1 protein-coding gene is annotated in these 13,491 nt (G+C 71.0%); it reads right to left on the bottom strand.

Going from position 1 to position 13,491, the window contains the following annotated elements:
* Positions 1-104: 104 nt before the first annotated feature.
* Positions 105-13,397, bottom strand: coding sequence for a filamentous hemagglutinin family protein (locus MCHT01_RS06025; protein ID WP_067063709.1), 13,293 nt, complete (start codon positions 13,395-13,397; stop codon positions 105-107).
* Between the last annotated feature and the right edge of the window lie 94 nt (positions 13,398-13,491).

Genomic DNA, 13,491 nt, shown 5'->3' with positions numbered 1-13,491 from the left:
GACCTCAAGATGCTGGGTTCCGCAACGCAGATGCTTGGCACTCGCGGCCCCCTCTCCCGCTGCGCGGGAGAGGGCTGGGGTGAGGGCCGTCGCAGCCCAGAGCCTCACGGCTTCGCCGGCCGCTTCCGCTCGTCGAGCAGCGCCTTGCGCTCCGTCTCGGTCAGTTGCGCCATCACGGCGGGATCCAGCGCCTGTCCATGCCCGAGCACCTGCACCGGACTGCGCGGGTCATACGGCACGGTCGCCTGCCCCAACGGCGACGCGGGCTGCGCCGGCGGCGTCGGCGCCGGATCCCCGCCGAAGCCCAGCACGCGCACCGTGAACACCGACGGCTTCTGCTGCCGCACCGCCTCGCGCTCGCGCTGCAGCACGTCCTGCGCCGCGGTCGCCGCGGTGGCCGCCGCCTGGCTGGCGCTGGCCAGCGCGCCCACGTTGACCGCCGCCACCGTCGGCAGACCGGCCGACTGGCCCTTCACCTGGATGTTCTCGGCGTTGACCACATGCAGCGCCGCGATGTTGATGTTCCCGGACACCCGGATGCCGGCCTCCCCCGCGTCCACCGTCCCCAGCGGCGCGATCAGGTCGATGTCGCCCGGCTTGACCTCCGGCAGCGGATTGAGCGTCGCGATGCCGGCGCCGGTGCTGGGCACGTCGGGCGAGAGCCTGACGTTGCCCACCTCGTCGTAGACGCGCCGCGGCGGCGTGAACACCAGCGTGGTCTTGGAGCCGCGGCCCGCGTTGATGTCCCCGCCCGCGGACCAGGCCAGGATGCTGCCGCCGAAGGTGGTCATCACGCGGCTCTGGCCCAGCAGGATGCTGCCCAGCGAGAACAGCTGGATGTCGCCCTGCCCGCGCGTGATCAGGCCCGCGGTGGCCGGGGGCGCGGCGCCCTCGATGCCGTAGGTCTGCGCGCCGCCGGGGGTCAGCACCTGGATGTCGCCGCCCAGGTCCGTGTGGATGCCCGAGCCGCCGTACATCAGCAGATCGCCGCCCGACTTGCCGCCGTCCTTGACCGGGAACATCGACGCGATGGCGTTGCGCCCGCGCAGATAGCTGCCCGTGCGCGGACCGGCGACCGCGTTGAACTCGCGCCCGCCCTCGCGCAGCTCGGCGAAGAACACCTGGCGCGCGAAGATGCGCTGCTGCTCCGGCGGCAGCGCGGCGAAGAACTTCGCGGCCTCGTCGGCGCCGCCGTTGAAGTCGAAGCGCGCCTTCAGCCAGGCGGCCAGCTCGGCGCGATAGGTCTTGACGACCTTGCCGGGCTGGTCGGCCAGCGGCGTGCCGGTCGCGGCCTGGTTGGCCGGGTCCAGGTAGCGCTTGAGGAAGTCGCCGTAGTCCGGCCCCTGCGCGCCCAGGCCCGTCTGCACGACGATCCCGGCGCCAGGTCTTGCGTCCGCGGCGACGACCGGTCCGATGCTGCGCAGCACGGCCTTGTCGTTCTGGATGACGTTGCGGCCGGCGGTGATCTCCAGCGTGCCGGGACCGGCGACGTCGACGTTGGCGTAGAGGATGTCGCGACCGGCCTGCATCACGGAGACGTCGTTCCTGCCGGTGTTGAGGACGAGGTTGCCGGAGAGCGTGGCGGTCTGCGTGAGGTCGCCGCTGAACTCGAAGGTCGTGGTCAGCGGATCGCCCAGCCGGTTGCCGGCGTAGACGATGTCCCGGCCCGCCTTGATCGACACCGGACCGGCCGCCACGTAATCGCGCTGGCCGTCGCGCAGCGTGCCCCTCAGAGTGACGGTCGTGCCGCTGCGCAGACCCACGATGTCGCCGGCGACCGCGTAGAAGCGCGACGGCTCGGCCCCGGTGGACAGGGTCGCGGGGTCACCGCTGACGGTGTTCGCCCCGAACATCAGCAAGGGCTGCAGCCCGCGATCGATCGCCGCGTAGGCATCGAGCCCATTGGTGACGATCCGGTTCCCGCTCGCGTCGAACCCGGCGAACCCGGGATGCAGCGGGGTGGCCATGATCGACGCGTCCGCGCCCGACGAACTGATCGCATAGCCGCCGCCATACAGCGACTGGCCGGCCAGCAGCTCGATGCGACGAGCGCCCATCGGGGCCTGCAGCAGACCGGCCGTGGTCCACTGCGCCATCGAGGCTCCCGCCAGTTGGTTAGCGCCCGAGCTGCCGTAGTAGACGCTGCCGACCGGCGCCACCGCGACCACCTCCCCGGGCAACAGCAGCCAGCCGCCGTTGCGTCCGTAGTCGTAGTCCGCGACCTCCGCCCTGGCCACCGACTCGCCGCCCCGGGTATCCAGCACCAGTTGTCCCCCCGCCGCCATCAGTCGCAGCGCGGTGCGATCGGTCCACAGGCTGAACCAGGAGCTTCCGCGCTGACCATTGCCCGCCGAGGACGTGAACGCGCTGAAGTTGGCCGTCCCCGTCAGACCCGGATCGCCGGTGCCGCCCAGCACAAGGTCACCGCGGCTGGCGATGCGGATGCCGGCGTCGCCCGGCATCAGCATCAAGCCGCCCGTCGCTCGGGTGAGCGTCGAGGCATACGGATCCGGTGCGCGCAACTCCTTCGCGTCCTGCCCGGATCCGTAGAACTGCTCCACGGTCCCGATCTGTCCGGCCGACAGACTCATCGCGCCACGCAGGTTCACCAGGGCCCCGTAGAGCTCGTGCGTCTGAGCCTGCGCACCGACGTTGTCCTCCATGCGTGCCTCGATGTGGCTGTTCCAGCCACCGCCGACGCGCACGTCCAGGTCACCGCCGCCCGTCTGTCGAAGGCTACCGTCGCCCAGGACCCTGCCGCTGCTCGCGACGGCCAGCACCAGCCCCTCACCCCGCGCGGTCAGCGCGCTCTGGCTGTTCTGCAAGACCGGGCCCGTCGTGCGCCGCGAGATCGCGCCCGCGTCGCCCTCGACACGGATGCGCGCGTCGCCGCCGCCCAAGGTGCCGATGCCGGTGAAGCCGTTCACGGTCGGCCAGGCCGTGTCCGCGCCGAGCACACCGCTCACCGGCGCGACGTAGCTGCCGAAATTGATCCACCACGCGGTGGGCTGGGCATCGACGCCGGCGGTCGCCCCGGTGCCCTGACGCCACAGCCAGTTGCCCACGGACGAGCTGGCCGCGCGCGTCTCGCTGCTGGCGGTCCAGGAGTCTCCCGTGAGGTTGCCGCCGACATCCACGCTCAGGTTGCCGCCGCGGTCCGGATACCAGGCCTTATAGAGGCTGTCGGCGCCCGCGACCAGCCGCTCGTAGGCCGGCGCCAGCGATTCCGCCGCGCCACCCAGCACGGTGCCACCGTTGATCGCGCCGCGCGGCGGGTTGAACTTCGCGTCGAGCGCCGCGTTGCCCAGGCTGGTCGCCGTGCCCGCGGTGTAGACGCCGTAGGCCGACTTCATCGTCAGGTCGCCGCCCGCCGCCATCGACAGGTCGCCGGTGCCGGTGCGCACGACGCTGAAGGCCGGCGCCTTCGCGACGATCGTCGTCGGGCCGTTGAGCGTCGACGCGTTCCCCACGCCCAGCGCCCAGAAGTTGTCCGGCATGCCGAAGTCCTGCCACTGGAACGCGCCGTACAGACGCACCAGCTCCAGGTCCGTCTTGCCGATCAGCTCATTGATCGAGTTCATGCCCGGCGGCAGGCCCGCCACGTTGAAGACCTCGTTGGCCCCTTGCAGCGTGAGGCCCATGAGGATGTGACCCGCCGTCGGGTCCCAGTAGTCCATCGGCAGGCCGAAGTCGCCCCAGCCCAGGACCTGGTACAGCCGGATGATCTGATCCTCGCTCTTGCCGATCATGTCCTGCCAGTTGGTGATGCCGTCCGGCAGGCCGAAGTTGCTGAACAGCTCCAAGGCGCCATTCGAGTTCAGCCCGATCTTCACGCCGCCCGGCGTGACCTTCACGCCGTAATGCGTGTCGGCCAGCGTCAGCGTGCCGGTGCCGCGCGTGTTGCGCAGTCGCGCGTCGGCGGCGTCGAGGTCGGCGCCGGCGACCAGGCGCAGGCTCCAGGACTGCGACCCCTCCGGCAACATCTGCGCCACCGACCAGTTCAGCCCCTGTCGCCCCGACGCGTCCGTGGACCGCAGCGGCACCGAGGTCACGCCCTCGGGCAAGGTCAGGACGACCTGGGTGCCCGAGGCGATCAGGGCCCCGACCGGCAGCGCCAGGCTGCCCGCCTGCGTCATGTCGACCGGCAGCGGCGCGCCACTCGGCCAGGCCAGCATGCCCACCTTGAGCGCGGACGGGAGCCGCGTGCCCGCGCCCAGCGTCGCGCCCGCGGGCACGACCAGCCCGCCCGCGCCGACGACGCGTCCCGCGGCGAGCAGCACCGATCCGTCGGCGGCCTTCACGTCGGCCGCCAGCACCGTGCCGACGGGCAAGGTGAGCGACGCGTCGAGCGTGAGCGCCACGGGCAGGCGGGTGCCCGCCGGCAAGGTCACGTCGCGCGCCGTGATCGCGTAGTTCAGCGTCTTGCCCTTGGGATAGACCGTGCCGTCCGCCAGCGTCACGCCGGCGATCGGCACGATCACGTCGCCGCCGAAGCGCTGCACGCCCGGGGTCAGGATCCAGCCCTGATCGTCCGGCGTCTCCGGTGGCGGCGCGAAGCCGTCGTTGATGCTGCCGTAGATCGACAGGTCCCCACCCGCCCGCAGCGTCAGCATGCCCACCTCGCCCGAGCCGTAGACCGCCGTGCGAGGCGTCCTCGGATTCAGGCTGGCGTAGCGCTGGCCGGACAGGTCCAGGTCGCCGCGCACGACGAGATCACCGTCGGGCGTCGCGCTGTCGATCTCGACGGCGGGACGCAGGTGCAGCACGTCGCGGTAGGCCGCGTTGTTGAGGCCCGCGAGCTTCGTGTTCAACAGATCGCCATTGGCCAGCGCGCCGTCGACGAAGCGCGTCGACTCGGCGTGCTTCGCGTCCAGGTAAGTCTGGTCGACGACCTGGTACGGGCGGCCGCTGGCGGCCGGGTCCGTGCCGAAGGGCGCGTCGGTGTAGACCTGCCGGCCGTAGACGGCGATGGCCTTGGCGCCTTGCACGTCGATCCTGCCACGCGCATCGATGGCGATGTCGCCGAAGGTCGCGGCGTCCGTGTCGTGCACGCTGCCGGTGCTGCCGACGCGCGCCGCATACAGATCCAGCGTGCCGCGCGCGACGCCGTCGCCGCCGGTCGAGGCGGTGCCGTGGCGCAGGTCGATGCGCGCGCCGTCGCCCAGCGTCAGGGCGCCGGTGCCCGCGTCCAGCGTCACCATCGCGCGGTTGGGGCTGTCGATGATCTGGCCGCGGCTGTCCACGCGCAGCACCGTGCCGTGCGCGTCCAGCGAGGCCGTGCCGGCGACGGTCAAGCCGCCCGCCGCGGCCAGGCGGATGGCGCCGACCTGCTCGCCGCTGGCATCGACCTTGCCGGTCACCGTCAGCTTGCCGCCGTCCAGCGACACGTTGATCTCGCGCGCCTTGAGCTCATCGCCGATGGTCAGGTCGCCCTGCTTGAGCTGGAAGCTGCGCTCGCCGAGGAAGCCGCCCGCGTTGAGGGTCTTGTTGAGGGTGGCGAACTCGCCGGTCAGCGTGCTGCCGGCGGCGCCATCGCCCAGCGACTGCGCGCGCAGGTCCAGGCCGCCGGCGCGATACGGCACCAGCGTGCCACCCGCGTCGTAACGACCGCTCGCACTGGCCAGCAGCTTCCCGTCCAGGTCGACGCGGCCGGCGTCGGCGTCGAGCGCGATCACGCTCAGCAGGCCGGCGGCGTTGTTGGTCGCGGACAGGTCGATCACCGATCCCGCCGCCTGCGTCAGGTTGCCGTGCGCGCTCTGCAGCGTCACGTCCCCGCCCCAGGAGTAGCGCGTCACGTCCTGCATCGCGATCGCGCGGCCCGCCAGGTCCAGGCGCGAGCGCTCGGTGAGCACGATGTCCCCGTCGGACTTCACGACCAGCTTGCCGCTGGGCAGTGCCACGACGGTGTCGATGCGCACGCTGGCGCCTTGCAGGTCCAGCTCGGCGCCGGTCTGAACGTCCTTGGGGACGCTCGTCACCGGTCCGCCGGTCGGCGCCAGCAGTTGCAGGTCGCCGCCCGCCGTGATGCGGTTGACCGACGCGCCCTGCCCCGTCACCAGCGGCGCGGTCAGTGTCAGATTGCCGCCGGTGTAGGTCGGCTTCGTGCCGGTCCCGGGCGACTGCGACTGGTACACCGACAGCGAGCCCTTGTGGTTCGCGGTGATTCGGTCGGTCGCGGTCATGCGCACGTCGGCGAAGCCCAGGACGGTCCGACCGAAATCGTCGATGTTGTTTGGCTGCGCTTGCGGGCCGTAGCCGAACTCGATCACGTCCGCCTTGATCTGCAAGGCGCCGCTGCCGGTGCCGCGTCCGCCGACGATGGGCGGCGGCGCGTCGCCGGTGCCGCCGACCCAGGTCAGGCGGCCGGTGGCGATGGTCGCCACGTCGCCCGCGTCGCCGTGGCCGTACAGGGCCGGCGTCGACAGCACCAGATTGGCCAGGCGCGACTTTCCAGTGGCCGGGTCGATGGTGCTCAGGTTGACGTCACCGAACAGGTTGATCGAATCGGCGGCAGTCAGAGTCAGACGCTCCAACGCCGGCGCGCCGGAGATGGGATCGCCCTTGAGCAGGCGATCCAGCACGGCCTGGTTCAGCATGAGACCCGGCGTGAGCGCGCCGCGGGTCTGCGCGGCCGCGAGGTCCTCGGCGCTGCCGGCATTCACGGCGCCGACAGCCAGGGTCAGGTTGCGCGTGCCATAGCGGACACCGTCGTTCAGTTGAAAGTCGCTCCGGGTGGCGGCCACCAGCGTGCCTTCCGAGTAGAGCTGCGCGGGCGTTGACGGGACACTGTCGCCGGCCACACCGATGCGGATCGGTCCGCTTCCCGAGAATGCGTTGTCGGGCTGTGGCGCCAGAATCTGCAGTTGACCGTTGGAGGCGCCCACGACCGCAGTCGCTCCCGGCCGATAGACATAGCCATTCGTCGAATCGACGCCTGTCGTGCCAGCACCGATCGTGTTGATCCCGGCACCGGATTCGATGGTGATGCCTCCGTCGAGTCCGTTGGCCAGCAGGAAGACCTCAGGCGCGCGCAGCAGGGCCCCGTCTCGCAAGGCCACTGCACCCACCGACGAGGTCAGGTCCAGGAAGCCGCTTTCGTTGCTGCCGCTCGGCCGGACGCCATAGGACGAACCGAGGGTGCCGCCGACCACGATGCGGGCGGCCCCGAGTGCGTTGAGGTCGCGCGCTCGCACCGACACGCCGCTCGCGCCGGGCGCTCCCGACTCGCTGTCACCAAGCACGTCGATCGTCGACGAAGTTCCCCCCCCTTTGACCCCCAAGCTGGCCGTTCCCCCGTAACCATCCTTGGCGGCACTGAAGAGCGCCGTGCCATCGAAACGCAAGCCGATGCCCGCTCCCGGCACCAGTTGAAGCGCCAGATCCTTGGCGTCGGCCGGCAGCAGTGCCCGCACCGTCCCGTTGAGCACTGCCTGCTGACGGACGAAATCGGCATAGCTGGTTTCGTTGTACTGGGAGTAGCGACGCAGCACTTCCGCGGGCGTGACGATCACCTGCGTGGGCATCGCATCCCGCAGGCCGGTATTGGCCACGGCCAAGGTGCCGGCCACCGCATAGGAACCGTTGCGCATCGCGATCGCGTGGTCAGGCGATTGAGCGGGTGCTGCCCCGTTGAGCTCGACGCGGAACGCTCCCGGCAACAGTGCGTAGTTGGACGGCAGCAAGGTGTAGGTCCCCGCCGGCAACCCGGGCACGTCGCCGGCGCGCAACGCGATCTGCTGGCCGATGCGCGGGGCGACCGCCCCGCCCTTGTCGGTCGGCGCATAGGACGACGCGTAGCCGGGCACGATCGCATAGACCGGATTGGTGGCCAGGCCGGGCAAGGTGAAGCCGTCGCGGCCCACTTGCACCAGGGGACTCACGCGGGCGTCGGTGGAACCACCGCGACCGGAGACAAAGCCGGCGCCACGGAGATCGCCGCCGCCGGACAGGTCCAGCACCGCCCCCTGGCCGACCTCGATGGATCGGCCCGTCAGCGTGAGGTTCGGACCGTTGCCGACACCGGCCAGGGCAGCCGCCTTTCCGTTGATCAGATAGTTCACGCCATCGGCCGTGCCACCGTAGGGCATGACCAGCCCGGCGGCGCTCACGGAGGTCAGGCTGCCGGCGCCGAAGGTCAGTGAATCCGTGTGGAGGGACCCCAGCTGCAGCCGGCCCATCGGCGCCCGGACGACACCGTTCTGCTCGATGCGCTCGCCGTCGAGGGTCAGGAGTCCGAAGGCCTCGGAAGGAATCGCCGGCGGCACGGCGCCGGCGTCGATGCGCTCGATCACCAGACGTGTCCCAGGCACGAAGAAGTCGCCGTCACGCCGCCCCGCCGTGACCTTCGCGATCACGCCGCTGGACGGATACACCTGGGCCGCCCGCATGAGGATGCTGCCGGTCGATGCGAGCTCCACATCAAAGTTCGCGTTGCCGTCAGGCTTGCCGCCGTCCGGGATGAAGCGCAGGTCGCCCTGGCTGAGCAGATTCAGTTGCCCGAAGCCGGCTCGATCCAGCTTGACGTCCCCGACCACCGCATTCAGTCCCAGGGTCACCGCCCCCTTCAGATCGATCAGACTGCCCTCGACCGTCAGCGTGGCGCTCGACGCCAACGTCGTGTTTCCGCCCTGGTAGCTCGGACGTGTGTATTGGTCCGGCCCCCCCAGGTCGCCAACGCCGGAGAGCATCACGTACGGCGCGGCAAGATGCACCTGCCGGCCGGTTCCCGCCGCCGTACCGGACGACAGAGCGGTCGAATAGAGGCGCAACTCGCGGTCCAGCGACAGCTTCACGTCCCCGGCGAAACTCACCGCGCCGTTGCTGTAGGCCGTCAGCGAGGAGAAGCCGCCGTCGCGCACCTGATCCACGCCCAGCGCGCCGTGGCCATAGCGAAGGGCCTCGCCCTCGGCCAGCGTGGCACCGCGTTGCTGCGAGATGACCAGATCCCTGAGATTCAGCACCTCGGGATCCACGCCTTTCGTGAGGTAGGGAAGCGCCTCCAGAACCAGTTGCAGCTGTCCTCCGGACGCGCCGCCCCCCCCAGCGCGGGCGCGCACGGTACCGTCCAGATAGATCCCGTTGGACGACGCGAGCTGGATGCTGCCACCGTCGCTGGCCACTGTGCGCCGCCCGACACCGGGCAGATCGAGTTCGGCCGAGGCGCCGGACGCGTCCAGCAAGGCGCCCTCCCGCACGACGACGAAGGCGTCGGAGGACAGTGCCCGTCCCTTGGGTTCCTCCAGCGTGCCGCCGATGACGATGGCACCGCCGTCGCGGACCAGGCCATGACGTCGACCCTGCGCATCGGTCGCCACCGCGGCGGTCCCGGACACGTCGACGACCGCCTGCTCACCCAGCGTGATGGCACGCTGGCTGGCGCGAGGATCACCCAGCAGGTCGTCGGTCCGACGTGCCGTGGCCTCGAAGTTCCGCGGCCCCAGCAAGGACACCGTGCCGCCGCGCGCCTGCAGGCGCCCTTCGACGTCCAGCCCCTCCCGCCCGCTGAGCGAGATCGACTGTCCCGGGTCGACGCGCACCGTCGCATCGTCTCCGACGATGACCCGGCCGGTCAGGCGCTCAGCATCGGGCAGCCGGGAGAAGACCGTGTCCGCGACACCGGCGGCGAGAGACACCGATGCGCCCTTGCGCTGCGTCAACACGCCGCGCACCGCGTTCTCCTGGTAGAGCTCCGGGAGCCACGATGCGAAACCGGCCGCGGGATCGGCGCCCACCGGCAGGGCCGAGCGATCGGCTCGCAGCACCGGCATCGTCACGTCCAGCGTCACGCCGTCCGGCACCGCGAGACCGAGCCGCCCACGCACGTTGTAGGCGGAGAAGCCCGAGGAGAACAGGTCCGTCGCCAACGACGTGCTGTCGCCCACCGACACCGATCGGGTCAGGCGGGCGCCCGCTGGCAGGCGCGAGCCGGCGGCCACGGTGAAGTCCGTCGGCGCGATCTGGCCTGCGGGAGTCGTGACGTCCTTGGGCTCCCGCAGCCGCATGCCATCCGGGAAGACCTTCTTCTCGACGGCATAGCCGGCGAAACCGCCACTGCCGCCAAAGGTGTAGATGTGGACCCGGGTGCCCTTGGGGATCACCATCGATCCGGGGGCGGAATGATTGAACATCACCCATTCCCGCCCGTCGTCCGCCTGCACGCCGTTGACCGATCCGATCGTTGGCGTCGGCAAGGTCCAGTCATCCGCCAGCACGTACCAGACGTCCGTGGCCAACGATCCGCCTTCCAGTCGCTGCCCGGGCAACGCGACGTAGGACTTGGACACATAGTCCACGGGCAGGACATCGCCGGCCTTGACCTGATAGTCCTCCTGCAACAGCAGGTCGACGAACGAGGTCTCGCCGGCGGCCAGGACGCCACGCTTGGACACCGCCTGGCCACCGATGACGATGCCGCTCGCGGACTCGATGTCCAGGGTGCCCCCGCCCTTGACGCCATGTCCCTTGATGGTGGCGTCCATCGTCAGCACGGCTCCTCGATTGGTGAGGTTCTGGAAGACGATGCCGGCGCCGAGCTGGACCGTCCCGCCCTTGCCGCCCTCGGTGCTGCCGTCGCCCTGTACCGCCGCGCCCGAGGAGACATCGATCGTCGATCCCTTCCGCAGCGTCACGCTGTCGGTGGATCGGATGCTCACCGTGCCGCCATCCAGCCAAGCCATCAGGCGCGCGTCGCCATCCGCCGCGCGCAGATCGGTGTAGCGGCCGGACGCGTCCAGCTTGGCGCCGCCTTGCAGCGTCACGCCGGTCTTCGCGCCACCGGGCGCCGAGAGCCATTCGTCGCCCGTGAGCACGCCGGCGCTGGACCCCTGCGACTGTCTCAGCACATTGCCCACGCGGATCGTCCCGCCATGCGCGGTCAGCCCGGCCGCGACGTCCACCGACGGCGCGTACAGCGTGATCGCGCCACCGTCCGCGACCTGCAGCGCGCCCTGCACGCCGATGTCGGATTTCGCCGCGATCAGCACACCGCCCAGTCCGGCGGCATTCAGGCTGTCGGTGCCGAGCGTGATCACGCCCTGCCGATCCGCGGCCACCGCGTCCCCGAGCTTCACGCCGTCCGCCAGCGCCGGCGCGGTCGGCGTCAGCGCGACGCTGTCGACCACCGCGTCGAGGCGGTACTTCACCGTCGACGACGCCGCGTCATACATCGGCCGATAGGCGCCCACGATCAATTGCGCGCCACGCGCCGCCGCATCCTGCGACTGGTAGTAGCCATCGACGCCGGCCTGCGGCGCCTTCGTCTGCTGCGGCCCCTGATAGGTGTCGCCGACGATCGTGCCCTCCAGCACCGCGCTGCGCGAGGCGATCACCAGCTTGCCCGCGTCGCGGCCGACGGTGTAGCCGTTCTCCAGCCGCTCCTGCGGCGCGATCAGCGGGTTGTAGAAGGTCTCCTGAGCGCTCGCGCCCCAGCGCGCGTGCTCGCCCGAGTAGCCCTGGAACAGGCCCTTGTAGAGCAGGTCGCCCGGCGCGCTCGAGACCTCGTACAGATGCCCGTCCGCCCCCTTGAGCCAGCTTTGCCTGACCACGCCGCCGGCCACGTCCAGCGTGCCGCCCGACAGGTTGACGCGCGAGCCCGCGCGCGTGACCACGTCGCCGCCGGCCAGCGTCACCGTGCCGCCCTGCGCCATCCATTCACCGACGCCGTGGCCGCTCGTGGCCAGGTAGCCGGAGACCTCCAGCAGCCCGCCCGCCGTGTACCAGCGGTCGGTGGTGTAGCCGTTGGTGCCGGCCGGCACCAGCACCAGCTTGCGGCGGTCGATCCACAGGTCCAGGCTGTTGAGGCTCTTGTCGTCGCGGTTGACCGGCGCGTCGCGCTGCTCGTTGCCCTGGGCGTTGAGCTTGAGGTTGTTGGTCTCCATCGCGACCTTGACACCCACCGCGCCGGACACGTCCAGCTCGGCGCCCTTGTCGACCAGCGTCCGCTTGACCGCCTGCACCGCGATCTCGCCGCCGGTGGCCAGCGTGAGCGAACTGCCTTCGAAGGCCACCGTGCCGCCGCTGACGATCTCCACGCGCGACAGGTCGCGCCGGTCGACGATCGTGCTCAGGTTGTCGAACACGCCGGAGGCGTTGTTGCCGGCCGTGCTGCCGATGGCCTTCAGCGCCGCGTCCCGCTGCGAGTCCAGCGCCGTCGGCGAGGCGGTCTCGAGCAGGATGGCCGTCGTCGAGCCCTTGGCCAGCGTCACCGTGCCGGTGTCGTCGCTGGCGCGCGTGGACAGATGCACCGTCCCACGCTTGGCGGTCGAGGTCGTCGCGACCACGACGCCCCCCTGCGTGATGTCGTGGCCGGTGAGCGTGATGTCGCCGGTGGCGGCGGTGATCAGGCCGGTGTTGACCACGGTACCGGCCAGGCTGCCGGCCTTGCGGGTGGTCGCGACCTCGTTGCCCACGGTGGTCGAGCCGGCGTTGCCGTCCGTGCCCGCGCCCTTGCGGATGACGAAGGCGTCACCGGCGGCCAGTACGGTCTGGCCCGAGGGCGTGTCGATCTGGCCGTCGTTGCGCACCTGCGCGCCGACCAGCATCGCGTAGCCGCCCCCCTGCGTGGAGGAGCCGGGCTTGGCCGTGGCGATCCTCGCGCCGGCCTGGACCTCGACGGTTCCGAGCGCGTCGCTGAAAGTCGGCGTGCTGCCGGTCGAGTACAGACCGTTCTTGCGGAACTGGTCGTCGGTGATGGTGGCCGCGGCGGCCACCAGATTGCGCGTGTTGATCTGGCTGGTGCCGGTGAACACGATGCCGTTGCGGTTGACGATCAGCACCGTGCCGTCGCCCTTGATCTGGCCCTGGATCTGCGAGGGCCGCGCCGACGGATCGTTGACCTTGTTGAGCACTGCCCAGTCGGCCTGCTGCTGGAACTGCACCGTCGTGTTGCGGCCGACGTTGAAGGTCTCCCAGTTCAGGATGGCGCGGCTTTGCGTCTGCTCGATGTTGACGGTGGTCTGGCCCGCGTTGACCGTCTGCGTCGGCGCCTTGGCACCGAGCCAGCCGGCCGTGAGGCTGTTGGTGTCGACCGCGAGGCCGCCCTTGCCCAGTCCGTCCGGGACGGTCGGGGCCGTGGCACCGGCCGCGGCGCGCGCGGCGGCCTGACGCGCCTGCTCGGCGGCGATGGCCTGGGCGCTCAGGCCCAGGTTGGCGATGGAGCGCTGCAGCTGCTGACGCGCCGCGTCGGACTGCTGCTGCGCGGCGGCCACGCCGGTGGCGGGCTTGCCGTTGGGCAGGCGGCCGGTCTGCGCGGCGCTGTTCTGCACCGCGCCCTTGGACGCGAACCACGCCGGACTGAAGGCCGTCTGCGCCTGCGCCTGTGTCGCGGCCAGCGTGCCGCCCACCGCGACCATCAGCGCCGCGGCGCGCGCCAGCGGCGCGAGCGCGAAGGACCGATCCATCCCCTCCACGCGGACGGCGCGCCGATCGCGTCCGGCCCCTTGTCCCTGCCCTGCCCGTTCGTCCCGACCTGCTCCCGCGTGCAAGCCCATGTGC

Origin of the sequence: Mitsuaria chitosanitabida ATCC BAA-476 = NBRC 102408, from assembly GCF_001598255.1 — a bacterium.
GTDB classification, from domain to species: Bacteria; Pseudomonadota; Gammaproteobacteria; order Burkholderiales; family Burkholderiaceae_C; genus Roseateles; species Roseateles chitosanitabidus.
This window is presented reverse-complemented; position numbering and strand designations above follow the sequence as displayed.